Here is a 22,182-nt window from a genome sequence, read left to right as displayed (position 1 = left end):
GACGCCCCCGGCCAGGCCGACGCCCTGCGCGAGGCCGCCACCGACGCGGGCGTCGCCCTGCTGTCGGTGCGCCGGGAGACCCGCTGGGAACACCTGGACTCGCTCGCCCGGGCGATCATCGCCGGCCCCGACGCCCCGGACTCCCCCGGCGCCCCCGAGCCCAACGCCGGCGACCTCTTCTCCCTCGCCCAGACCGTCGCCGTGCTCACCAGCGGCATCGTCTCGATCGAGGACACCTCCAGCCGGGTCCTCGCCTACTCCCGCTCCTCCGACTCCGACGAGGTCGACGACCTGCGCCGGCTGTCCATCCTCGGCTGGCAGGGCCCGGAGCCGTACCTGTCCAAGCTCCGCGAATGGGGCATCTTCCAGCACCTGCGCAGCTCGGACACCCCGATCGCGGTCGAGCCGCACCCCGAGCTGGGCCTGCGCCGCCGCCTCGCGGTCGGCATCCGGGCCGGGGCCCAGCCGCTCGGCACCATCTGGGTGCAGGAGGGCGCCCAGCCGCTGGCCCCGCACGCCGAACAGGCCCTGGTCGGTGCCGCCCGGGTCGCGGCCGCCCAACTGGTGCGCCGCCGCCGCGAGTTGTCCGCCGACGTCCGACTCACCCAGACCCTGCTGACCGGGCTGCTGGAGGGCTCCACCGGCCCCCAGTCGCTGGCCACCCACCTCGGGCTGGACCTGCGCCGCCCGGCCACCGTGCTCGCCTACGCCGCGCACACCACCGAGGCGCTGCACCGCTCCGACGTCACCGGCCTGATCTCGGTGCACACCGCCGCCCGGCACCGCACCGCACTGCTCGCCCCGATCGAGTCCCGGGTCTACGTGCTGCTGCCGGAGCTGCCGGCCGGCCTGCCGATGACCACCGTCCGCGACTGGGCCGCCGAGGTGGTCACCGCGGCCCGGGAGCACCTCGGCATCCCGCTGCGCGCCGCGATCGGCTCGACCGTCGACGGCCTCTCCCAGGTGCCGGACTCCCGCGCCCAGGCCGACCGCATCCTGGACGCGATGGGCCGCGGCGGGGTGGACCTCGACGTCGCGGCGCTGATCGACGTCCAGGCCGAGGTGCTGGTCAGCGAGATGCTGGCGCTGCTCCAGGAACGCGGCGGCCTGCGCGACCCCCGGCTCACCGCGCTCACCGCGTACGACCGCCGGCACGGCACCCGGCTCGCCGAGTCGGTGCTCGCCTGGCTGGACGCGCTGGGCGAGGTCCGGGTCGCCGCCGACGCCCTGCACATCCACCCCAACACCCTGCGCTACCGGGTGCGCCGCGCCGAGCAGTTGACCGGCATCGACCTCGCCCAGCCGCAGCAGCGCCTGCTGGCGATGCTGCAACTGCGGCTGCCCGCGGACGAGTAGTCCGCGGACAGCCACACGCATCCGACGCAACGTCAGGCGCCGTACCCCTGGGACCGCCTGTGCTCGTTCAGCCGGCGCCACGGCCCGCTGACGGCCGGCTGGATGCCCGGCTCCTGGATGTTGGCGAACAGGGTCCGTCCGTCGTCCGAGAAGGTCACCCCGGTGAACTCGCCGAACTCGGGCTTGCCGGCGCTGCCGATGTTCAGCTCGTTGCCGGCGATCAGCACGCCGGCCCCGACGAGGGTGGAACGGTTGACGAAGTCCCGGCGGGACAGCGACACGGCAGCAACTCCTGAAGGGCGGACAGGCGTCGAGGCGGGTCGTCGACGCCCAGCAGACTCCGCCGCAGGGGCGAACCCGGCATGACGCCCACCTCGCCACGAGGCGACCATCCGCCAACCGATGACTGACACATGACCCGTGCTTTACCAAGCCCCGGTCAGCCGCGCCGCGCCCGCCACTGCTCCCAGGCCGACAGCCACAGCTCCTCCACCAGCCGGTGCTCCTCCCAGCCACCCGCCCCGGCCGTCCCCGGCCGCTCCCGCCACAGCTGCTCCCAGGCCCGCTGCGCCGGCAGGCTCGCCACCTCGCTGGCGAACACCGTGTACCGGACGACCTCCTCGACCGCCGCCTCCCCCTCCGCCGTGCCGACCAGCCACTGGGTCTGCTGGGACAGCCGGTTGAGGTGGTTGACCATCGAGGTCACCGCCGCCGTGGCCTCCTCCCGGCTCTCCGTGGCGAGCCGCATCTGCTGGCGCACCGCCGCCTCCCAGCGCACCGCGCAGACGTCCCCGCGCAGCCCGCGCGGCAGCCTCGGCGTCCGCCCCACCCGCACCTGCGCCTCGATCGCGGCGACCTCGGCGATGCTCTGGGCGATCAGCTCCCGGTGCGCCTCCAGCCCTACGGCGGGCGGCAGTTCACGCTCCTCGACCGGGACGTAGCGGGCCCGCCGGGAGGCCAGGTCGCGCAGCAGCTCGGTGCGTCCGTGCAGGTAGCGCTCGAAGTCCCCGATCCCGCCGAGCTCCACCCCGCCGGGGGGCAGCCCGCGCCCGCACACCGTGACGGCCTGGTCGCCGACCCGCAGCCGCCCGGCCCAGACCGGCCCGGCCTCCTGCGACCCGCCGCCCGCGCCACCGCCCGCGCCGACCGCGGCCACCGGCCAGTCCTCGTGCACCTCCACCGCGCACGGCTCGCCGTCCACCGTGATCCACTCGCGCAGCGCCCGCACCCGGCCCGGCCCGTCGCCCTCGTCGACGCCCAACTGCTCGTAGACCCGGTCCCGTTCGTCCTCGACCACGTCCTCCAGCTCGGGCAGCACCTCACAGCCGTCGGCCCCCGGCCGGTAGGTGCGCACCGTCACGTACGGCCCGGCCGCGGTGCGCCAGTCACCGCACTGCACCTCGATCCAGCGCAGCTCGCCGCCGCAGGTCTCGAAGGCCGCCAGGGCCTCGCCCCGCCCCTCCGGCCCGGCCACGCCGTACACCGGGAAGTCCACCGCGGCGAGGGTCCGGCGGGAGAACTCCTCCTGGTCGGCGAAACGATCCTGCTCGCCCGGCCGCTCGGGCCCCGACCGCTCGGCGTTCCACTCCTGGGGCCTTCCGCCGCTCTCCCGCACCATCCTCTGCCGCACCCCCGAGTCCTCGCGCCCGCACCGCTGACGCCACCTTACGTGCCCGGAGCTGCCGGGTCATCAGCTCGACTGGCACACGGGGGCGGTGGCCGTGTCAGTCGGCCAGGTTGTCAGCCGCCCTCCCTACGCTGGCCGCATGACCGCACAGAACAACCCGGAGCGGGCCGCCTTCCCCGCCCGGATCAGCATCGTCACCCTCGGCGTCACCGACCTCGACCGCAGTGCCCGCTTCTACCAGGACCTCGGCTGGCAGCGCTCCGCCGCCTCCAGCCCGGAGATCGTCTGGTTCCGCACCGCCGACTCGGTGCTCGGCCTCTTCCCCACCGAGGAACTGGCCGCCGACGCGGGCGTGCCCGACACCGGGGAGCCCTCCTTCCGCGGCGTCACCCTCGCCGTGAACCTGGAGTCCCCCGCCCTGGTGGACGCCGCCCTGCGCACGGCCGTCGACGCCGGCGCCGTGGTGGTCAAGCCGCCGGTACCGACCAGCTGGGGCGGCTACTCCGGCTACTTCGAGGACCCGGACGGGCACCTGTGGGAGCTGGCCCACAACCCGTTCTTCCCCTTCACCGAGGACGGCTCGCTGGACCTCCCGTAACGCGGTGTCCCGCGGATCCACACCGGATCCGCAGGACACCGCCGGGGAGCTCAGCTCTTGGAGCGCGCCTTGAAGGCCGCCTTGCGCGCCTCCTTGGCGATCGCCCGGTCGGTGTGCAGCTCGCCGATCGCCTCCAGGACGTCCGCCGTGTACGGGTGGTCGACCCGCCACAGCTCGCCGAACCAGGCCGCCGGATCGCCCTTCACCGGCAGGTCGGCGATCAGCTCGCGCAACAGCGTGGCATCGCCGCCGCTGTCCAGCAGCTGGGCGGCGAAGGTGTCGACCACCGTCCACAGCGCCATCGCCCGGTCCGGCACCGGCACGTCCGGCAGGCCCAGCGCGGACAGCCAGGCCCGCGCCGAACCGCCCAGCTCCGGGTCGTCCAGCACCTCCCGGACGGCCGGCTCGGCGCCCGCCCCCAGCAGGTCGAGCGCCGAGACGCACAGCATCCGGCGCAGCGGGCCGTACGCGTCGTCGCCGCGCGCCGCCGCCAGCAGCTCCCGCGCCGCCTGCTCCGGCTCCCGGTCGGCCACCCAGACCCGCAGCTCCTCCTCCGGCAGCACGTTGGCCGATTCGCACACCCCGCGCAGCAGCTCGGCGGCGTCCCCCTGGGCCAGCTCGCCGACCAGCGGCGCGTCGTAGCCGTCCTCCAGCAGCCACTGCCGGATGCCGTACTGGCCGAGCGGGGTGAGCCGGACCAGCCCGAAGCGGGCCGACTCCTCCTCGTCCAACGGCTCCTCGCCGACGACGGCGGGCTCCTCGCCCTCCTCCTCGTCGAACAGCTCCGGGTCGATCGGCCGGTACTCCAGCAGGCCCAGCTCGGCGAGGTCGCCCAGCATCGGGTCCAGGGCGACCATCACATCGGTGATGTCGCCGAGCAGCTCCTCGCTCGGCTCCTCGCCCTCCGGCACCACCAGCAGCGCGGCCAGCACGCCCAGCGGCACCGTCTCGTTGCCCGGGTCGGCGAAGGCGGTGGTCTCGTACAGCACCTGCAGCGCCTCGTCGAGCAGTTCGGCGGCGGCGTCCCGAGCCTCCTCGACCTCGCTCAGGCCGTCCTCGTCCTCCTCGGAGGCGGCTTCGGCCTTCGACGCCTCCGTGCCCTCCGTGCCCTCCTCGTCCTCCTCCGGCAGCGAGTCGGCGTCCACCGCCAGCTCCCGGACGATCCCGGCGGCGGTCAGCCACAGCTCCAGGACGGTCTCCGGGTCCCCCTCCTCGGCGGGCTCCAGGTCCGGGCCGGGCACCGCGACGTGCTCCCCGGCCGCGGTCGTGCCCAGCTCCACCAGGTCCAGGTCGCAGGCCAGCGACCAGGCCCGCAGCGCCTCGACCTCGGCCTCCTCCGGCACCTCGCCCTCGGCCGGGGCCAGCCCCAGCAGCCGCGCGACCGGCGCCCGGTCCTCCTCGACCAGGTCGCCGAACTCGTCCACCACCCGGTGCGGGGCCGCCCAGCGGGCCAGCGCCAGCGCGTAGCCGAACATCGGCACGGCCTTCGCCTGCTCGGCCAGCTCCCGCTCGGCGGGCAGCTTCACCGGCGGCACCAGCACCGCCGCGTCGTCCAGGTCCTCGTCGTCCAGACCGTGCGCGGCGAACGCCCCGTAGAGGTCCTGAAGCTCCAGGTCCGCGGGCAGGACCGCCTCGGCCGCACCCTCTCCCGCCGAAGCCCCCACGTTCTTCCGACGTCGTCCGGCCATCGTCGTGTGCTCTCCCTCAGCCAGCGGTCCGCTCGAACAGCTCCGCGTGTCGATCTACCACCTCAGCGTATAGGCCGGGCACCCCCGATGCCCGGCCGCGAGGGGCGCGCACAGGGGCGCGCGCCGCTTCCGCGCGCCCACCCCTTATCCTTCGCATTGGTACCGCGCACAACCCCGCGCGGGCCACGGGCAACGAAGCCCCTCTTCTCTCAGCTCATCCGCTCCACCAGGGAGCCCCGCACCGCGGCCACCACCACAGCGCCTCCGGAGGGGCGCGCCGGCACACCCCGCCGACCCCGGTGGTGCCCGGCCACAGGAGACCCCTGCCATGGCGGACCTCTCCCCCGCCGGCTCCGCACTGCGCACCGCGCAGCTCGACGGACGCCGACTGTCGGAGGCCCTGCTTCCCCTGGAGCTCGCGCCCCGCGCCCAGCTCCAGCTCGCCGCGATCAGCCGCTGGAACGCGCTGCGCGGCATCCGCGTCGGCCTGGTGGCCGCCGCCCTGCTACTGATGCTGATCGGTGCCAACCTGGCGACGCCGATCTACCCGCTCCTCCAACAGCGCCTCGGGCTCGGCCCGCTCGACACCACGATCCTCTTCACGATCTACGTGTTCGCCCTGGTCCCGGTGCTGGCCGTGGTCGGCCACTGGTCCGACCACCTCGGCCGCCGCGCCCTGATCCTGCCCGCCGTCCTCCTGGCCGCCGCCGGGGACGCGGTGTTCGCCACCGCCGGCAGCTTCTGGCAGCTCGCCGTCGGCCGGGCCGTCCAGGGCGTCGCCGTCGGCCTGTCCACCGGCGCCGCCGGAGCCGCCCTCGGCGACCTGCTACCCGACCGCCCGACCCTGGCCGCCAAGCTCACCCTGGCCTGTTCCGCAGGCGGCGTCGCGCTCGGCCCGATCGTCGGCGCCCTGCTGGCCGGCGGCTCGGACCCACTGCTGACGCCCTTCCTGCTGCACGCCGTCGCCCTGCTGGCGCTGTGCGTGCCGCTGGCCCTGGTCCACCCCCGGATGCCCGGCCGCAACCGCCCGCCGGCCTCCCCGCCCCGGATCACCACCCCGGCCCACCTGCGCCCCCAGCGGCTGCGGCTGCCGCGCACCGGCCGCCGCGAGTTCCTGCTCGCCGCCTCGGCCGGGTTCATCTCCTACGCGGTCTTCGGCGTCTACCTCAGCCTGGCCCCGGCCTTCGCCGGCAAGCTGCTGCACACCTCCTCGCACCTGACCGGCGCGATCGTGGCCGCCCTGCTGCTCGGCTCCTCGGCCGCCGCCCAGCTGATCGTCCCGCCGACCGCGGACCGCCTGGTGATCGCCCTCGGCATGACCGGCCTCGCCGCCGGCCTCGCCCTGGTCGTCGCCGCCGGGTACACCGGCACCCCGGCGCTGCTGTTCATCGGCAGCGTCCTCGGCGGCGCCTGCCAGGGCGTGGCCTTCCGCTCCCTGTTCACCACCGCCGTCGCCGCGATGGACCCGGAACGCCGGGGCTCCGAGATGAGCGCCCTCTGGGTGATCGTCTACCTCGGCAGCTCCCTCCCCATCGTCATCGTCGGCGCCCTGGTCCAGGCCTACGGCCTCCTCCCCGCCGTCAGCGGCTTCGCCACCCTCGCCGCCGCCCTCTGCACCGCCCTGGCCCTGGCCGTCGCCCGCAAGCCCAAGCAGGCCTGAGCCCCAGGGACACGAAACACCGCTGCCCGGGACTTCCTCACAGGAGTCCCGGGCAGCGGCATGTTCCGTCTACTCCCAAGCCTTCCATCGGTCGGTGGGGATCTCGACGTCAAAGGGCTTCGGCAACCGAACGGTCTCGCCGAACTTCCACTCCCCCAGCACCTCGTACGTCCCCTCGCCCTTGTTCGGCTCGCCGAACAGCGTGACGCCGGGCTGCCGCGGATCCCGATCCACCAGCAGGTAGTACGGCACCCCAGAGCGCGCATACCCGCTCCACTTGGTGGACTTGACCTGCCTACCGAACATCGGGCGCCTGTCGTACCGCGCGTTCGACGGGGAGGTCACCTCGACCGCCATGACGATGTCGTGCGGGTAGAGACCGGCCACGTCCCCGTCCAGCGCCCGCTCCTCCACCTCGGCATCCACGACGACGAGGTCCGGAACGTAGCCGTCTCCGATCTCCACCAAGTCCAGATTGATCGCTTGAAGCGCCCTCCACGGGAAGTCCGGGCCCGATCCCAGGGCGAGGGTGAACCGCCGCTCGATGTGCGAGAGGAACACCGCATGCGTAACTACCGGCGCCGGTGACACGACGATCTCCCCTCCGACCACCTCGACCCGCGTGCCGTCGTCCGGGAGCCGGAGGTACTCCCCCAGTTCCCCCCGGACCCACATGGCGTACGGCGAGTCAGGCAGGAGCAACTGCGCAAACGCCACTACCGACATGACTTCGCTCCCTCCGAGGTCGCGGCACCAGCCTGGCCGCCCAGTCGCAGATATACCACTGCCGCGCAAATCCTTCCCTCGAAGGAGAGGTTTGCGCGGCAGCACGTTGACGACTCCTGTCTCTGCCCCGCTGGATGCGATCCGGCGGGGCGGAATGCTGCCAGGTGGGAGGCAGTGCGCCATGCGTCGATGCGGACAAGGTTGATGGCGGCGAGCGGTCAGGCAATGAGCGCAGAGTCCAGGTACACCTGCACCGGCTCGAAGAGCCCGTACGGCACGTACGCGGGGATCTCGGCGAGTGCCACCCACGCGAGCGCGTCCACCTCGACCGACACCCGAACCTTCGCCCTGTGCGAGGTGATGGTCCGTAAGCGCTGGCGCGGCACTGGCGTCGCACGCACCCTGCACGAGGAGTTGCTGTCCCACCGGATCGAGGACCGCTCCCACCTCCTGGTCGAGGAGGACCACCCGAAGGTCCGGGTGCTCTATGAGCGGTGGGGCTACACCCGAATGGGCACGATGCAGCCCTACCCCGACTCGCCCCGCTACGACTCCATGCTCCGCCCGATCGCGTGACCCGAGGGAACGGCGGCGGTAATCAGCGCATGATCGAGTACCCGAAGCTCGGGTGTGCCGTCGAGCGCGGGGAACTCCTCGCGGCCGGGTAACCACGGGAGCGGCAGGACGGGCTCGGCCACCCGATCATCCACGTGCAAACCACGACAGCCATCGCACACGGTTTCGCCGGAAATCGACAGAGCCTGATTGTCCGTCAGACTTGCTTCCCTGAACGCGACTTGCCTGTCTGGCCGTTGTGGTACGTTCCGTAATCAAACAGAAAAATAGGCGACCCCGGCAGCGCGCCAACGCTCCGGGGTCCGGCAACAGGAGCACAACCTCCCGATGCACATCCATCGTACCGAACACGTACGCCACTTCACCGTGCTACCCAACGCCCTACTCCAGTACCGGCGGTTGAGCTACACGGCACGCGGTCTGCTCGCAGACCTCCTCTCCCGCCCCGACGGCTGGCGCGAGGACGGGCGGCACATGGCCGACACCAGCCCCCAGGGCCGAGGCGCGATCCGCAAGGCGCTCAAGGAGTTGACCGAGGCCGGCTACTACCGCGTCGAGAAGATCCGCCTGCCGGACGGCACGATCATCAGCGAGACCCATGTCTTCGACACCCCGCAGCTCTCGCGACCGAGTGCCACCCCTCCGGCGTCCGGTGGAGCGGCCACCGGTCGCGCTGACGGCCCTGTAGTAAAGAACCGGCAGCAAGGACCCACCCTCCCGCCGCCTCCGGATTCCGAGACCGAGGAGGCCCGCGCAGCGGTGGCCACCCTGTTCCGGGTGATCCGGCCCGAGCCCCGACTACGCCTCGGCGAGGCCGAAGCCGCCGAACTGGCGCCCCTGGTCGCGCAGTGGCTGGCACGCGGCTGCACCTCCGCCGACCTCACCAACGCCCTGCTGCCGGGCCTGCCCGTCCCGATGCACTCGGCGATCGCCGTGCTCCGCTACCGCCTGGAACACAAGATGCCGCCGGCCCGGCCCAATGCACGGCCACCAGCCCGGTACGCCGAGTGCGCCAAGTGCCACGACCCCGTGCCCCGACCGGGCATCTGCCGCCCGTGCGCCGGCCTGACCACCCGAACCCTCACGACCGGCAAGGGAGCGGACGTGGCAACCGCAGGTGCCGCCCGAGTCCGAACCGCCATGCGCTCCGCCATGACCGGCAGGCGGCCTGCGCACCTCGCCGCCTGAGACCTCGCCGCCTGAGACCTGTGATTCCACCCGGTCCGAAGGGGTTCCGGCAGGACCGGGCCCTCTCACATCCGCCAGATACGTCGCCCGGCCACGTGCTTCCGGCGAGTACTCGGCCCTGTTCCATCAGCGCCGCGCACCGCCCGGCCGGGCGGATGGAGCGCGGGTGTTCACCCGACGGCGGGCGAAGCGGGTGCAGGCAGACGTTGAGCCCCGGATACGCCGCTGCCGCGCGAACCCATGGGTTCGCGCGGCAGCGGGTTGACGATCGTCGAAAGACCTCAGACGTTGAAGCCGAGCGCGCGGAGCTGCTCGCGGCCGTCGTCGGTGATCTTATCCGGGCCCCACGGCGGCATCCAGACCCAGTTGATCCGCAGGTCCTGGACCAGGCCGTCGGTGGCGGTCTTGGCCTGGTCCTCGATGACGTCGGTCAGCGGGCAGGCCGCCGAGGTGAGCGTCATGTCGATGGTGGCCACGTCGGACTCGTCGATGTGGATGCCGTAGATCAGGCCCAGGTTGACGACGTCGATGCCCAGTTCGGGGTCGACGACGTCCATCAGGGCCTCGGTCAGGTCCTCGACGGAGACGGTGCCGGCGGTGGTGCCGACGATGAGGCCGGTCGGCTGCTCCCCCGCGGCGGTGTCCGCAGCGGAGGGGGTTTCGTCAGTCATGGTCATTCCTCCTCTGCGGGATCAGTCGTTCACGGCGGGGTGCTGGGCGAGCGCCTGGGCGGTGGCGTCCTTCCAGGCCATCCAGCTGAGCAGGGCGCACTTGACCCGGGCCGGGTACTTGGAGACACCGGCGAACGCGACCGCGTCCTCCAGCACCTCCTCGTCGCCCTCGCCCTGGCCCTTGCTCTGCATCAGCTCCAGGAAGGCCTCCTGGACGGCCTGTGCCTCGCCGACGGTCTTGCCGACCACCAGGTCGTTCAGCACCGAGGCGCTGGCCTGGCTGATCGAACAGCCCTGGGACTCGTACGAGACGTCGGTGACCGTCGCGCCGTCGAGCTTCACCCGCAGGGTGATCTCGTCGCCGCACGTCGGGTTGACGTGGTGCACCTCGGCGTCGCCGTCCCGCAGCCCCTTGCCGTGCGGGTTGCGGTAGTGGTCCAGGATGATGTCCTGGTACATCGAGTCGAGCTTCATGATCGTCCTGCCCTGTCCCGTCAGCCGAAGAAGTTCCGGACGTGGTGCAGACCGTCGATCAGCGCGTCGACCTCGCCCGGCGTCGAGTACAGGTAGAACGACGCTCGCGTGGTCGCCGGAATTCCGTACCGCAGGCAGACCGGCCGCGCGCAGTGGTGTCCGACGCGCACGGCGATGCCCTGCTCGTCCAGCACCTGGCCCACGTCGTGCGGGTGGATGTCACCGAGGGTGAAGGAGATCGCCGCACCGCGGTCGACGGCCGTGCGCGGGCCGATGATCCGCAGGTCCGGGACCTCCAGCAGGCGCTCCACCGCGTACTCGGTGATCGCGTGCTCGTGCGCCGCGATCTTCTCCATGCCGATCGCCGACAGGTAGTCGATGGCCGCGCCGAGCCCGACCGCCTGGGCGATCGGCGGGGTACCGGCCTCGAACTTGTGCGGCGCCGGGGCGTAGGTGGACGAGCCCATGGTGACGGTCTCGATCATCTCGCCGCCGCCGAGGAACGGCGGGAGGTCCTCCAGCAGCTCCTGGCGGCCCCAGAGCACGCCGATGCCGGTCGGGGCCAGCATCTTGTGGCCGGTGAAGGCGACGAAGTCGGCCTCCAGCGCCTGCACGTCCAGCACCATGTGCGGGGCGGCCTGCGAGGCGTCGATGACGACCAGCGCACCGACCGACTGGGCCTTGCGGACGATCGTCTCGACCGGGTTGACGGTGCCGAGCAGGTTGGAGACCAGGGTGAAGGAGACCACCTTGGTCTTCTCGGTGATCAGCTCGTCGATGTTCGACAGGTCGAGCCGGCCCTCGTCGGTCAGACCGAACCACTTGAGCTTCGCACCGGTGCGCTGCGAGAGCAGCTGCCACGGGACGATGTTGGAGTGGTGCTCCATCTCCGTGATCACGATCTCGGAGTCGGCGTCGACCCGGTACGGCTCGTCGGCCCAACCGAGCATGTTGGCAACGAGGTTGAGCGACTCGGAGGCGTTCTTGGTGAAGATCACCTCGTTGCGGCTCGGCGCGTTGACGAAGGCCGCGACCTTGTCGCGGGCGCCCTCGTACAGCGCCGTGGCCTCCTCGGCGAGCACGTGCACGCCGCGGTGGACGTTGGCGTTGTGCCGCTCGTAGTAGCCGGTCAGCGCGTCGAGCACCTGGCGCGGCTTCTGCGAGGTGGCCGCGTTGTCCAGGTAGACCAGCGGCTTGTCCTCGTGGAGCAGCCGCTGCAGGACCGGGAAGTCCTTGCGGATGGCGTCGGTGTCGAGCAGTCCCGTAAACGGATGGGTCACTCGGACGCGCCCCCCTTCACATACGCCTCGTAGCCCTCGTTCTCCAGCTTGTCGGCCAGCTCGGCGCCGCCGGACTCGACGATGCGGCCGCCCGCGAAGACGTGGACGTAGTCGGGCTTGATGTACCGCAGGATGCGGGTGTAGTGGGTCACCAGCAGGGTGCCGACCTCGCCGGTGGAGCGGACCCGGTTGATGCCCTCGGAGACGATCCGCAGCGCGTCGACGTCCAGGCCGGAGTCGGTCTCGTCGAGGATCGCGATCTTCGGCTTGAGGAGCTCCAGCTGGAGGATCTCGTGGCGCTTCTTCTCACCGCCGGAGAAGCCCTCGTTGACGTTGCGCTCGGCGAACGCCGGGTCCATCTGCAGGGCGGCCATCGCCTCCTTGACCTCCTTGACCCACAGCCGCAGCTTGGGGGCCTCACCGCGGACGGCGGTGGCGGCGGTGCGCAGGAAGTTGGAGACCGAGACGCCGGGAACCTCGACCGGGTACTGCATGGCCAGGAAGACGCCGGCCTTGGCACGCTCGTCGACGGACATCTCCAGGACGTCCTCGCCGTCCAGCAGCACGGTGCCGCCGGTGACGGTGTACTTGGGGTGGCCGGCCAGCGAGTAGGCCAGGGTGGACTTGCCGGAGCCGTTCGGACCCATGATGGCGTGGGTCTCGCCCTGCTTCACGGTCAGGTCGACGCCCTTCAGGATCTCGCGCGGGCCGTTCTCGGCCTCGACGGAGACGTGCAGGTCGCGGATTTCAAGGGTTGCCATGTGTACTCAGGACTCCTGGTTGACGGAGACGAGCACATCGTCCCCTTCGATCTTTACGGGGTAGACAGCGACCGGCTTGGTGGCGGGCAGGCCGGAGGGCTTGCCGGTGCGCAGGTCGAAGCTGGAACCGTGCAGCCAGCACTCGATCATGCAGTCCTCGACCTCGCCCTCGGAGAGCGAGACGTTCGCGTGCGAGCAGGTGTCGTTGATCGCGAACACCCCCTCGTCGGTGCGGACGATCGAGACCGGCACGCCGTTGAGGTCCACGCGCTTGGGAACGTCCTCCTGGAGGTCGCTCAGCGCGCAGGCACGGAGGAAGCTCATCGCGATCAGACCGCCGCTTCCAGCTCGGCGTCGATCTTCTCCATGAGGTGCTCCTGGACCTCGGCCACGCCGATCTGCTGGAGCAGCTCGGCGAAGAAGCCGCGGACCACCAGGCGGCGGGCCTCGTCGGCGGGGATGCCGCGGGCCATCAGGTAGAACAGCTGCTCGTCGTCGAAACGGCCGGTCGCCGAGGCGTGGCCGGCGCCGACGATCTCGCCGGTCTCGATCTCCAGGTTCGGGATCGAGTCGACCCGGGCGCCGTCGGTGAGCACCAGGTTCCGGTTGAGCTCGTAGGTGTCGGTGCCGAGTGCGGCGGCGCGGATCAGCACGTCGCCGACCCAGACCGCGTGCGAGTCCTGGCCCTGCAGCGCACCCTTGTACGCCACGTTGGACCGGCAGTGCGGCGTGTCGTGGTCGACGACCAGGCGGTGCTCCAGGTGCTGGCCGGCGTCCGCGAAGTACAGGCCGAACAGCTCGGCCTCGCCGCCGGGGCCCGCGTAGTTGACCCGCGGGTGCAGGCGGACCAGGTCGCCGCCGAAGGTGACGACCACGGACTTGTACGAGGCGTCCCGGCCGACCAGCGCGTTGTGCTGGGCGGCGTGGACGGCGTCCCGCTCCCAGTCCTGGACGGAGACGAAGGTCAGCTTGGCGCCGTCGCCGACCAGCAGCTCGACGTTGGCGGCCCGGGTGCCGGTGCCCGCGTGGTTGAGCACCACCACGGCCTCGGCGAACGGCTTGACGTCGATCACCACGTGGGCGAAGCGGACCCCGCCCTCGGCGCGCACGTCGATCTTGACCGGCTCGGTCAGCACCGCGTCCTTGGGGACGGTCACCACGAGCGCCTGGTCGAAGGCGCTGAAGGCCTGCGCGGCGACCCGGTCGACCGGCGTGCCGGCCTTGCCCAGGCGGGCGTCGTCCCGGCCGACGGTCTCGGCGGTGACGCCGTCCGGCAGCGTGAACTCGACCTTGTCCTCACCGCGCGCGGCATCGGCGGCCGTGCCGTCGTGCAGCCCGCCGAGGCGGTGCAGCGGGGTGAACCGCCAGTCCTCCTCGCGGCCGGTGGGCACCGGGAAGTCGTTCACGTCGAAGGACGGCTTGACCGCGACGCGCGCGTCGATCGGCTGCTGGACCGTGCTGCGGCCGGTGCCGGGGCCGGCGAGCTGCGCGCCGGCGCCGGCGGTGCCGACCTCGATCGAACCGGCGGTGGTGGAGCCGGTGGTGTTCTGCTCAGCCATGGCTGTTCGTTGTGCTCTCTTCCTCAGAAATTCCGGATGGATGGCGGCGGTACGGCCGATCGTCAGCCGACCGCGCCCTCCATCTGCAGCTCGATCAGCCGGTTGAGCTCCAGCGCGTACTCCATCGGCAGCTCGCGCGCGATCGGCTCGACGAAGCCGCGGACGATCATCGCCATGGCCTCGAACTCGGTCAGACCGCGGCTCATCAGGTAGAACAGCTGGTCTTCGCTGACCTTGGAGACCGTCGCCTCGTGGCCCATGGACACGTCGTCCTCGCGGACGTCCACGTACGGGTAGGTGTCCGAGCGGGAGATGGTGTCGACCAGCAGCGCGTCGCACAGCACGTTGGACTTGGCGCCCTTGGAGCCCTCACCGATCTCGATCAGACCGCGGTAGGAGGTGCGGCCGCCGCCGCGCGCCACCGACTTGGAGACGATGTTGGACGAGGTGTTCGGCGCCATGTGCACCATCTTGGCGCCGGCGTCCTGGTGCTGGCCCTCGCCCGCGAAGGCGATCGACAGGGTCTCGCCCTTGGCGTGCTCGCCCATCAGGTAGACGGCCGGGTACTTCATGGTGACCTTGGAGCCGATGTTGCCGTCGACCCACTCCATGGTCGCGCCCTCGTACGCCACGGCGCGCTTGGTGACCAGGTTGTAGACGTTGTTCGACCAGTTCTGGATGGTCGTGTAGCGGCAGCGGCCGCCCTTCTTGACGATGATCTCGACGACCGCCGAGTGCAGCGAGTCGGAGGAGTAGATCGGCGCGGTGCAGCCCTCGACGTAGTGGACGTAGGCGTCCTCGTCGACGATGATCAGCGTCCGCTCGAACTGGCCCATGTTCTCGGTGTTGATCCGGAAGTAGGCCTGCAGCGGGATGTCGACGTGCACGCCCTTCGGCACGTAGATGAACGAGCCGCCGGACCACACCGCGGTGTTCAGCGCGGCGAACTTGTTGTCGCCGGCCGGGATGACGGTGCCGAAGTACTCCTTGAACAGCTCCGGGTGCTCGCGCAGCGCGGTGTCGGTGTCCAGGAAGATGACGCCCTGCTCCTCCAGGTCCTCACGGATCTGGTGGTAGACGACCTCGGACTCGTACTGGGCGGCGACACCGGCGACCAGGCGCTGCTTCTCCGCCTCCGGGATGCCCAGCTTGTCGTAGGTGGCCTTGATGTCCGCGGGCAGGTCCTCCCAGGACTCGGCCTGCTTCTCGGTGGAGCGGACGAAGTACTTGATGTTGTCGAAGTCGATGCCGGTGAGGTCGGAGCCCCAGGTCGGCATGGGCTTCTTGCCGAACAGCTTCAGGCCCTTGAGACGCAGGTTGAGCATCCACTCGGACTCGCTCTTCTTCGCGGAGATGTCGCGCACGACCTCCTCGCTGAGCCCGCGCTTGGCCGTGGCGCCCGCGGCGTCCGGGTCGGCCCAGCCGTACTCGTAAGTGCCCAGGCCTTCGAGCTCCGGGTGCGAAACGGTGTCAGTCATGCGAGCTTCCTAACGCGCGGACGCAGAATCTTCGGTGGACGCTGAATCTTCAGTGGACATGCAGGCAGTCGGCGCCGCATCGGAACCGTGGCCCGCGGTGCGCTGGGCGGGCGACGATGCGGCACCGGGTGCCGGCACGTAGGTGGTGCAGACCCCGTCGCCGTGGGCGATGGTGGCCAGCCGTTGCACATGGGTGCCCAGGAGCTGGGAGAAGACCTCGGTCTCCGCCTCGCAGAGCTGCGGGAACTGCTCGGCGATGTGCGCGACCGGGCAGTGGTGCTGGCAGAGCTGGGCGCCCGCCGGGGCCTTGGCCCCGGCCGACGGGACACGCCGCACCGTGGCAGCGTACCCGTCCGCGCTCAGCGCCTGGGCAAGGACCTCCGGGCGTTCCCGGGCGTCGGCCTGCCGCAGGCTCTCCTGGTACTTCTCGCCCTGCTTGCCGAACCGGGCACGGGCGAAGGCGGCGACCGCCTCCTCGCCCGCCTTGCCGCCGCCCACCGCGTCGGAGATCCAGCGCAGTGCGTCGGCGGCGAGCTGGTCGTACGCCTGGTAGAAGGCGTCCCGGCCGGCGTCGGTGAGGGCGAAGACCTTGGCCGGACGGCCCCGGCCCCGGCTGCCGTAGACCCGCTGTTCGCGGGACTCGACCAGGCCGGTGGCGACCAGTCCGTCCAGGTGACGGCGGACGGCGGCGGCGGTGAGGCCGAGCCGGTTCGCCAGGTCGGCGGCGGAGGAGGGGCCGTGGTCCAGGATCGACCGGGCGACCCGGTCGCGGGTGGCCCGGTGGCCGTCCAGCAGCACCTCGGCCGCCGTCACGGGCACGTCGCAGTCGGGGGCCGACTCGGCCTCCGCCTGCGTGGTGTGCTCGCGCATGTTTTTCACAACACCAGTGTTGCGTAATTACTTCCGACAGGACAACCCGTGATCCAGGCCTCACCCGTGGCATCTGTCACGCAGGTAAGGCTTACCTGATCAGCGAAAACGATCACCAAGGCCGGTGTCCGGCCGGTCCGTTCGGCCCTCTTAGACTCGCCGGTATGCACTCCGAACCCGCGGTCCAGGTCGCCGGGCTGGTCAAGCACTACGGCACTGGGTTCAACAACCGCGTGACCGCGGTGGACGGCCTCGACCTGACCATCATGAGCGGCACGATCACCGCCGTCCTCGGCCCCAACGGCGCCGGCAAGACCACCACCATCGAGACCTGCGAGGGCTACCGCCGCCCCGACGCCGGCACCGTCCGCGTCCTCGGCCTCGACCCGGTCACCCAGAGTGCCGCCCTGCGGCCCCGGATCGGCGTCATGCTCCAGTCCGGGGGCGTGTACGCGGGCGCGCGCGCCGTGGAGATGCTGCGGCACACCGCCAGACTGCACGCCCACCCGCTGGACGTGGACACCCTGGTCGAACGCCTCGGCCTCGGCTCCTGCGGCCGCACCACCTACCGCCGGCTCTCCGGCGGCCAGCAGCAGCGGCTCGCCCTCGCGATGGCCGTGGTCGGCCGCCCCGAACTGGTCTTCCTGGACGAGCCCACCGCCGGCCTCGACCCGCAGGCCCGCCGCGCCACCTGGGACCTGGTCCGCGACCTGCGCCGGGACGGCGTCACCGTGGTGGTCACCACCCACCACATGGACGAGGCCGAACAGCTCGCCGACCACGTCGCCATCGTCGACCACGGCAAGGTCATCGCCGGCGGCACCACCGAGGAGCTGTGCCGCGGCGGCGCCGAGGACGCCCTGCGCTTCGACGGCCCGCCCGGCCTCGACCTCGGCCCGCTGCTCAAGGAACTGCCCGCGGGCGCCACCGCCACCGAGACCGCCCCCGGCAGCTACCGGGTCGAGGCGCCGCTCGACCCCAGCCGGCTGCTGGCCGCCGTCACCGGCTGGTGCGCGGGCTCCGGCATCCTGCCCGAACGGCTGGCCGTCCAGCGCCGCAGCCTCGAAGACGTCTTCCTCGACCTGACCGGACGGGAGCTCCGCTCGTGACCACCACAACGGACGCGACGCCCACCGACTTCTCCCCGAAGCCCGGCGCCGCCCCGGTCGGGCGGATGCTGCTCGCCCAGACCGCCTTCGAGACCAGGATGCTGCTGCGCAACGGTGAGCAGCTGCTGCTCACCGTGGTCATCCCCACCGTGCTGCTGGTGCTGTTCTCCGCCGTCGACATCGTCGCCGTGGACGGCCCCGGCAAGCGGGTCGACTTCCTGGCGCCCGGCCTGCTCGCCCTGGCCGTGATGTCCACCGCCTTCACCGGGCAGGCCATCGCCACCGGCTTCGAGCGCCGCTACGGCGTGCTCAAGCGGCTCGGCGCCAGCCCGATGCCGCGCTGGACGCTGCTGACCGCCAAGACCGGCTGCGTGCTGGTCACCGAGGTGCTGCAGGTCGCGCTGCTGTCGGTGGTCGCCCTGGCGCTCGGCTGGTCCCCGCACGGACTCGCCACACCGCAGGGGGCCCTGGCGGTCGCCGCCCTGCTGGTCCTCGGCACCGCCGCCTTCTCCGGGCTGGGCCTGCTGATGGCCGGCACCCTCAAGGCCGAGGCCACCCTGGCCGCCGCCAACCTGGTGTTCGTCCTGCTGCTGCTGGCCGGCGGGGTGATCGTGCCGCTGAGCAAGTTCCCCGACGCCGTGCGGTCGGTGCTGGAACTGCTGCCGATCTCGGCGCTCTCGGACGGCCTGCGCTCGGTGCTCCAGCACGGCGCCGGGGTGCCCTGGTCCGACCTCGGCATCCTGGCCGGCTGGGCCGTCCTCGGGCTGGCCGCGGCCGCCCGGTTCTTCCGCTGGGAGTAACGCCCCCGGCACTCGACGCACGACGCCCCCGGCCTCAACCGGCCGGGGGCGTCGCGGTTTTCAGGTGTCAGCTCGCGCTGCCGCCACGGCGCTTGCGGGCCAGCAGCACCAGCGCGCCACCGACCAGCAGCACACCGCCGCCGGCCGCCGCGATGATCGGGGTGGCGTCGCTGCTACCGGTCTGGGCGAGCGCCGGGGCGCTGGTGCTGGGCGCCGGGGCGGCCGGGGTCGTACTGGGGGTGGGGGTCACCGTCGGAGTCGTGCTCGGCGTGGGCGTCGCCGACGGGGTCCCGGTCGGCGTCGGCGTCGGGGTGGGGGTCTTGGTGGGGGTGGGGGTCGGGGTGGGGGTGGGCGTCTTGGTGGGGGTCGGGGTGGGCGTCGGCGTCGGGGTGTGGCACGGCGCGATGGTCTTGGTCTCGTCGATGCTCCAGCCCTTCTCGGCCGGGGTCTCGGTGGTCTTGACCACCAGGTGCGCCGTGACCGGGGCGTCGTGGTCCTTCACCGGGAAGGTGCCGTGGAACTCCGCCGGGAACCCCTTGGCGTCCAGGACCTTCTCGTCGCCGACGGTGAGGCTGACGGTGTTCTTCACGTCAGGCTTGGGGCTGTAGTTGATCAGGTCGATGACGACCTTGTCGCAGGTCACCGACCAAGTCGGTACGTGTGCCGAGGCGTTGGTGGCCAGCGCCAGGGGCAGGAGGAATCCGGCCGCCGCCGTGCCCGCGAGTGCCGCCGCGCCCATCCGAATGTTCCGCTGCTGTCGCGCCATTACCTGTTCCCCTCCGAACGGTCTTGCGCAGCAGGCGGGTTGAAGTGGTTCGCGGTGGCCCGCTACGACATGTCCGGGGGACTCTACCGGCACTTCCTCACCCCACCACACCCCGCCGCGCGACCGGATTTCGTCTGTCGGTCCGTTTCCGGATGTGCATGACCAGCCCATCACAGCCGTCACCTCGCACAACGCGGATCCGGCGAAGTTGAATGGACTTCGTCACCTTAGGAACACAACGACGCCCCCGGCGATCAGGTTCAATCACCAGGGGCGCACTGTCGATCAGTCGACGAACATCCGGGGCATTCCGACCGGTCAGGCCTTCCCGGCCGCCTTGCGCCGGGCCGCCACCACGATCCCGCCACCGGCCGCGAGCACCACGGCGCCGCCGATCGCCAGCGGCAGCACCGGACCGGAGCCGGTGTGCGCCAGGTCGCCGCCCTCGTTCGCCCGGGCGGACGGGCTGGCCGAGGCACCCGGCACGGCCGCCGAGGCGGAGGCGGACGGGCTGGGCGAGCCGCTCCCGCCCGGCTTGCCGGTCGCCGGAACGCTCGGGGAGCCGGACGGCCCGGTCGAGGCGCTCGGCGTCACCGGGGTGGTCGGCGAGCCGCTCGGCGTCACCGGCGGGGTGACGGGCGGAGTGACGGGCGGCGTGGCCGGGGTGGTGGGCACCACGGTGCCGGGCAGGCAGCCGGCGAACGGGTAGTGGTGGGTCTCCGCGCCGCCCTTGCCGGTCAGCGAGGCCGCGATCACCGAACCGTTGACCGGGCCGCCGCTACCGAGGTCGAAGGCCGCGTTGGGTGCCAGCACCGTGCCGGCCCAGGCGGCCTTGCCGTTCTTGACCACCTTGGTCGCGGTGGGGAAGTTCCAGAGCAGCCTGGCCCGGATCGCGCCGCCCGCCGCGCTCTGCAGCTTGTCGTCCAGCACGAAGGCCGACGTGCCCTCGTCCCACAGGTGGAAGCCGGCGGTCCCGGCCGCCGCCATGTCGTACGAGCCGCCGGTCACGTTGATGACGGTCACCGAGCCGGCCGGCACCTTGACGAAGACGTCCTTGGCGCCCTGGAGCTTCGCGGCGTCGACGGTGAAGCTGTTGTACGTGGCGTCGCCGCCGGTGAAGGTCAGCTCGGCGCCCTTGGCCTGGACGGTGGCTCCGGCCGTCTGCGGCACGGCGGCCAGCGAGGTGGCGGCGGCGCGCAGCTTGGTGAACTCGGCCTTGAAGTCGATCGGCGAGGCTCCCTGGGCGATCGTCCCGGCGTGGGCCTGGACGACGGCGCCGTCGGCCTTGGAGCCGTAGACGCCGTTGCCCTTCATCACCTGGGTGTTGTGGCCGGTGATCCTGCCGGCCACGACCAGCGCGTTCTTGCCGGGCAGGGCGTCGACCTCGGCGGCGGTCAGCTCCTGGCCGACCGAGAAACCGCCGGTGAAGTCGGCGTTGCCGCCGACCGCGACCGCGCCCTCGGCGTCGGGGGTGTGGGTGTCGTCGCCCTCGATGAACTCGCCGTAGAGGTTGGCGACCCCGAGGCTGCGGCACTCCCGGTCGGTGCCGACAGTGCCGACAGTGCCGAGGGTGCCGACGGCGTGGGCGGCCGGGGCGATCAGGCCGGCCAGGGCGAGCGAGCCGCCGACCGCGAGCGCGGCGGCGGAAGTGGATATGCGCATGTGCAGGATCTCCGCTGCGTGCGGGAGGAGTGGGAGAGGCCCGAAAAAAGGTATGGACCAATCCGCACTCTTTCGGCCGAACGGGTGAATGGTCAAGACCAATGACCGCCTTGCCCGAACAGTCCTGTTTGATCCCCGGCCGGTCCGGGTAGCGCCCGACCCCGCGCCCCGCGCCAAGATCGCCTGTAAGGCCACCTACGATTGACCGCGTGCCTAACCTCTTCTCCCTGCTCGCCGAGCGCTGGCAGCCCTCCGCCGCGATGGTCCGGCGCGCCGCGTTCGCCGCGCTGGTGATGAGCGTGGTGATCGTCGTCACCGGCGGCGCCGTCCGGCTCACCGCCTCCGGCCTCGGCTGTACGACGTGGCCCCGCTGCACCGCCGACAGCCTGACCCCGACGGCCGAAATGGGCTTCCACGGCATCGTCGAGTTCACCAACCGGATGCTCACCTATGTGCTGAGCGCGGCCGTCGGCTGGGCGATTCTCGCCGCCCGCTGCCACCGCCCCTGGCGGCGCAGCATGACCAAGCTCGGCTGGGCCCAGTTCTGGCTGGTGATGAGCAACGCCGTGCTCGGCGGCATCACCGTACTGACCGGCCTGAACCCGTACACCGTGGCGCTGCACATGATCGCCGCGGTGGCGCTCGTCTGGGTCGCCCTGCTGATGTGGGAGCGCAGCAAGGAAGGCGACGGCGCACCGAAGTTGTCGGTGGCCCGGCCCATCCACCAACTCTCCTACGTTCTGGTCACCGTCGTCGGCCTGCTCGTCGCCGCCGGCACGTTGGTCACCGGCGCCGGCCACCACCCGGGCACCCCGCAGGACAACAAGATCGTCCCGCGCATCCCGATCGACTACGACAGGTTGGCCCAGTTCCACGCCGACTTCGCGTTCATCTCGGTCGGCCTCACCATCGCCCTGATCTTCGTCTTCGCGGCCGTGAAGGCCCCCCAGGCAGCCAAGTCCCGCACCAAGGAACTCCTCGCGGTCCTGCTGCTCCAGGGCGTCCTCGGCTTCATCCAGTACTTCACGGATGCTCCCGAGCTGATGGTCGGCCTCCACATGCTCGGCGCCAGCCTGACGTGGATCGCCGCCCTCCGCATCCCGCTCGCCCTCCGCGTACGCGAGGCAGAGGAGATCACCGACCAGCTCCCCGCCCAGACCCCGCAACCCGCCGCAGTCTGAGGTACGACGAAGGGCCCCCATCCCGGGCGGTTTCTAGTGGTCGTCGCAACACGTGGTCGGTTGTCTAGGCCGCGATGAGTTTATGCAGGCGCTCGGCTGGGGTTTCCCAGCCGAGCGTTTTGCGTGGGCGGCGGTTGAGCTGGTCGGCGACG

At 71.7% G+C, this 22,182-nt stretch carries 21 protein-coding genes and 1 pseudogene; 8 read left to right on the top strand and 14 right to left on the bottom strand.

What is annotated here, in order from left to right; genetic code table 11:
- On the top strand, positions 1 to 1,356 hold a 1,356-nt coding region (locus BG452_RS08760; RefSeq protein ID WP_188303633.1), incomplete at its 5' end, for a PucR family transcriptional regulator.
- Positions 1,357 to 1,388: 32 nt separating this feature from the next.
- On the opposite strand, the pseudogene BG452_RS45405 reads toward BG452_RS08760, so the two are convergent.
- A pseudogene (locus BG452_RS45405) lies at positions 1,389 to 1,577 on the bottom strand (alkaline phosphatase PhoX); the annotation flags it as partial.
- A 218-nt stretch (positions 1,578 to 1,795) separates the two neighbouring features.
- Complete coding sequence (locus BG452_RS08750) at positions 1,796 to 2,986, bottom strand: hypothetical protein (RefSeq protein ID WP_188303632.1); 1,191 nt, start codon at positions 2,984 to 2,986, stop codon at positions 1,796 to 1,798.
- Positions 2,987 to 3,122: 136 nt separating this feature from the next.
- Between BG452_RS08750 and BG452_RS08745 the strand changes: the two genes are divergently transcribed.
- Positions 3,123 to 3,581, top strand: coding sequence for a VOC family protein (locus BG452_RS08745; RefSeq protein WP_188303631.1), 459 nt, complete (start codon positions 3,123 to 3,125; stop codon positions 3,579 to 3,581).
- A 50-nt stretch (positions 3,582 to 3,631) separates the two neighbouring features.
- On the opposite strand, the gene BG452_RS08740 is transcribed toward BG452_RS08745, so the two are convergent.
- Positions 3,632 to 5,269 (bottom strand): hypothetical protein, encoded by a 1,638-nt coding sequence (locus tag BG452_RS08740; protein ID WP_188303630.1) that lies wholly within the window; start codon positions 5,267 to 5,269, stop codon positions 3,632 to 3,634.
- Positions 5,270 to 5,597: 328 nt separating this feature from the next.
- Between BG452_RS08740 and BG452_RS08735 the strand changes: the two genes are divergently transcribed.
- Positions 5,598 to 6,929 (top strand): MFS transporter, encoded by a 1,332-nt coding sequence (locus BG452_RS08735; protein ID WP_188303629.1) that lies wholly within the window; start codon positions 5,598 to 5,600, stop codon positions 6,927 to 6,929.
- 69 nt (positions 6,930 to 6,998) lie between these two features.
- Here BG452_RS08735 and BG452_RS08730 read toward each other — a convergent pair whose 3' ends face one another.
- Positions 6,999 to 7,655 (bottom strand): Uma2 family endonuclease, encoded by a 657-nt coding sequence (locus tag BG452_RS08730; protein ID WP_188303628.1) that lies wholly within the window; start codon positions 7,653 to 7,655, stop codon positions 6,999 to 7,001.
- Between the two features lie 225 nt (positions 7,656 to 7,880).
- Here BG452_RS08730 and BG452_RS45395 point away from each other — a divergent pair, with 225 nt between their 5' ends.
- Positions 7,881 to 8,231 carry a GNAT family N-acetyltransferase gene (locus BG452_RS45395; RefSeq protein ID WP_411292905.1) on the top strand — a complete coding sequence of 117 codons (351 nt, stop codon included), beginning with the start codon at positions 7,881 to 7,883 and terminating at the stop codon, positions 8,229 to 8,231.
- 327 nt (positions 8,232 to 8,558) lie between these two features.
- On the top strand, positions 8,559 to 9,419 hold the full coding sequence (locus BG452_RS08720; RefSeq protein ID WP_188303626.1) for a hypothetical protein: 861 nt from the start codon (positions 8,559 to 8,561) through the stop codon (positions 9,417 to 9,419).
- 281 nt (positions 9,420 to 9,700) lie between these two features.
- Here the strand turns inward: BG452_RS08720 and BG452_RS08715 are convergent, their stop codons facing one another.
- The 8 genes from BG452_RS08715 to BG452_RS08680 form a co-directional block, all read right to left on the bottom strand.
- Positions 9,701 to 10,090, bottom strand: a complete 390-nt coding sequence (locus BG452_RS08715) for a metal-sulfur cluster assembly factor (protein ID WP_223241945.1) — start codon at positions 10,088 to 10,090, stop codon at positions 9,701 to 9,703.
- Positions 10,091 to 10,111: 21 nt separating this feature from the next.
- Positions 10,112 to 10,564: a Fe-S cluster assembly sulfur transfer protein SufU gene (gene sufU / locus BG452_RS08710; RefSeq protein ID WP_188303625.1), complete on the bottom strand. Its 453-nt coding sequence runs from the start codon at positions 10,562 to 10,564 to the stop codon at positions 10,112 to 10,114.
- A gap of 20 nt (positions 10,565 to 10,584) precedes the next feature.
- Positions 10,585 to 11,844 (bottom strand): cysteine desulfurase, encoded by a 1,260-nt coding sequence (locus tag BG452_RS08705; protein WP_188303624.1) that lies wholly within the window; start codon positions 11,842 to 11,844, stop codon positions 10,585 to 10,587.
- Positions 11,841 to 12,605: a Fe-S cluster assembly ATPase SufC gene (sufC, locus tag BG452_RS08700; RefSeq protein WP_188303623.1), complete on the bottom strand. Its 765-nt coding sequence runs from the start codon at positions 12,603 to 12,605 to the stop codon at positions 11,841 to 11,843. The genes BG452_RS08705 and sufC overlap by 4 nt, the downstream gene beginning before the upstream one ends.
- Positions 12,606 to 12,611: 6 nt before the next feature.
- Positions 12,612 to 12,929, bottom strand: coding sequence for a bifunctional 3-phenylpropionate/cinnamic acid dioxygenase ferredoxin subunit (locus BG452_RS08695; protein WP_188303622.1), 318 nt, complete (start codon positions 12,927 to 12,929; stop codon positions 12,612 to 12,614).
- A 5-nt stretch (positions 12,930 to 12,934) separates the two neighbouring features.
- The gene (gene sufD / locus BG452_RS08690) at positions 12,935 to 14,164 is read right to left on the bottom strand and encodes a Fe-S cluster assembly protein SufD (protein ID WP_188303621.1); all 1,230 of its coding nucleotides are present in this window, start codon (positions 14,162 to 14,164) and stop codon (positions 12,935 to 12,937) included.
- A gap of 62 nt (positions 14,165 to 14,226) precedes the next feature.
- A complete protein-coding gene (gene sufB / locus BG452_RS08685) occupies positions 14,227 to 15,642 on the bottom strand; it encodes a Fe-S cluster assembly protein SufB (protein ID WP_188303620.1) in 1,416 nt (471 codons plus the stop codon).
- A gap of 9 nt (positions 15,643 to 15,651) precedes the next feature.
- Complete coding sequence (locus BG452_RS08680; protein WP_188303619.1) at positions 15,652 to 16,512, bottom strand: helix-turn-helix transcriptional regulator; 861 nt, start codon at positions 16,510 to 16,512, stop codon at positions 15,652 to 15,654.
- A gap of 164 nt (positions 16,513 to 16,676) precedes the next feature.
- Between BG452_RS08680 and BG452_RS08675 the strand changes: the two genes are divergently transcribed.
- Together BG452_RS08675 and BG452_RS08670 are read left to right on the top strand one after the other, a co-directional pair.
- The gene (locus tag BG452_RS08675; RefSeq protein ID WP_188303618.1) at positions 16,677 to 17,621 is read left to right on the top strand and encodes an ABC transporter ATP-binding protein; all 945 of its coding nucleotides are present in this window, start codon (positions 16,677 to 16,679) and stop codon (positions 17,619 to 17,621) included.
- Between the two features lie 65 nt (positions 17,622 to 17,686).
- The gene (locus BG452_RS08670) at positions 17,687 to 18,421 is read left to right on the top strand and encodes an ABC transporter permease (RefSeq protein ID WP_188303635.1); all 735 of its coding nucleotides are present in this window, start codon (positions 17,687 to 17,689) and stop codon (positions 18,419 to 18,421) included.
- A 67-nt stretch (positions 18,422 to 18,488) separates the two neighbouring features.
- Here BG452_RS08670 and BG452_RS08665 read toward each other — a convergent pair whose 3' ends face one another.
- Both BG452_RS08665 and BG452_RS08660 read right to left on the bottom strand, forming a co-directional pair.
- A complete protein-coding gene (locus BG452_RS08665; protein ID WP_188303617.1) occupies positions 18,489 to 19,187 on the bottom strand; it encodes an LAETG motif-containing sortase-dependent surface protein in 699 nt (232 codons plus the stop codon).
- Positions 19,188 to 19,505: 318 nt separating this feature from the next.
- Positions 19,506 to 20,849 (bottom strand): choice-of-anchor A family protein, encoded by a 1,344-nt coding sequence (locus tag BG452_RS08660; protein ID WP_188303616.1) that lies wholly within the window; start codon positions 20,847 to 20,849, stop codon positions 19,506 to 19,508.
- 209 nt (positions 20,850 to 21,058) lie between these two features.
- Between BG452_RS08660 and BG452_RS08655 the strand changes: the two genes are divergently transcribed.
- Positions 21,059 to 22,030 carry a COX15/CtaA family protein gene (locus BG452_RS08655; protein ID WP_411292904.1) on the top strand — a complete coding sequence of 324 codons (972 nt, stop codon included), beginning with the start codon at positions 21,059 to 21,061 and terminating at the stop codon, positions 22,028 to 22,030.
- The last annotated feature ends 152 nt before the right edge of the window (positions 22,031 to 22,182 follow it).

It is taken from the genome of Streptomyces sp. CBMA123 (assembly GCF_014596465.1).
In the GTDB taxonomy this organism is placed as follows: Bacteria; Actinomycetota; Actinomycetes; order Streptomycetales; family Streptomycetaceae; genus Kitasatospora.
This window is presented reverse-complemented; position numbering and strand designations above follow the sequence as displayed.

Excerpts from the sequence above, each read along its gene's own strand:
- sufU (WP_188303625.1), bottom strand. The coding sequence starts at position 10,564 with ATGAAGCTCGACTCGATGTACCAGGACATCATCCTGGACCACTACCGC.
- BG452_RS08715 (WP_223241945.1), bottom strand. The coding sequence starts at position 10,090 with ATGACTGACGAAACCCCCTCCGCTGCGGACACCGCCGCGGGGGAGCAG.
- sufB (WP_188303620.1), bottom strand. The coding sequence starts at position 15,642 with ATGACTGACACCGTTTCGCACCCGGAGCTCGAAGGCCTGGGCACTTAC.
- BG452_RS08670 (WP_188303635.1), top strand. The coding sequence starts at position 17,687 with ATGCTGCTCGCCCAGACCGCCTTCGAGACCAGGATGCTGCTGCGCAAC.
- BG452_RS08680 (WP_188303619.1), bottom strand. The coding sequence starts at position 16,512 with ATGCGCGAGCACACCACGCAGGCGGAGGCCGAGTCGGCCCCCGACTGC.
- BG452_RS08745 (WP_188303631.1), top strand. The coding sequence starts at position 3,123 with ATGACCGCACAGAACAACCCGGAGCGGGCCGCCTTCCCCGCCCGGATC.
- BG452_RS08740 (WP_188303630.1), bottom strand. The coding sequence starts at position 5,269 with ATGGCCGGACGACGTCGGAAGAACGTGGGGGCTTCGGCGGGAGAGGGT.
- sufD (WP_188303621.1), bottom strand. The coding sequence starts at position 14,164 with ATGGCTGAGCAGAACACCACCGGCTCCACCACCGCCGGTTCGATCGAG.
- BG452_RS08675 (WP_188303618.1), top strand. The coding sequence starts at position 16,677 with ATGCACTCCGAACCCGCGGTCCAGGTCGCCGGGCTGGTCAAGCACTAC.
- sufC (WP_188303623.1), bottom strand. The coding sequence starts at position 12,605 with ATGGCAACCCTTGAAATCCGCGACCTGCACGTCTCCGTCGAGGCCGAG.
- BG452_RS08665 (WP_188303617.1), bottom strand. The coding sequence starts at position 19,187 with ATGGCGCGACAGCAGCGGAACATTCGGATGGGCGCGGCGGCACTCGCG.
- BG452_RS08695 (WP_188303622.1), bottom strand. The coding sequence starts at position 12,929 with ATGAGCTTCCTCCGTGCCTGCGCGCTGAGCGACCTCCAGGAGGACGTT.
- BG452_RS08660 (WP_188303616.1), bottom strand. The coding sequence starts at position 20,849 with ATGCGCATATCCACTTCCGCCGCCGCGCTCGCGGTCGGCGGCTCGCTC.
- BG452_RS45395 (WP_411292905.1), top strand. The coding sequence starts at position 7,881 with ATGAGCGCAGAGTCCAGGTACACCTGCACCGGCTCGAAGAGCCCGTAC.
- BG452_RS08730 (WP_188303628.1), bottom strand. The coding sequence starts at position 7,655 with ATGTCGGTAGTGGCGTTTGCGCAGTTGCTCCTGCCTGACTCGCCGTAC.
- BG452_RS08720 (WP_188303626.1), top strand. The coding sequence starts at position 8,559 with ATGCACATCCATCGTACCGAACACGTACGCCACTTCACCGTGCTACCC.
- BG452_RS08735 (WP_188303629.1), top strand. The coding sequence starts at position 5,598 with ATGGCGGACCTCTCCCCCGCCGGCTCCGCACTGCGCACCGCGCAGCTC.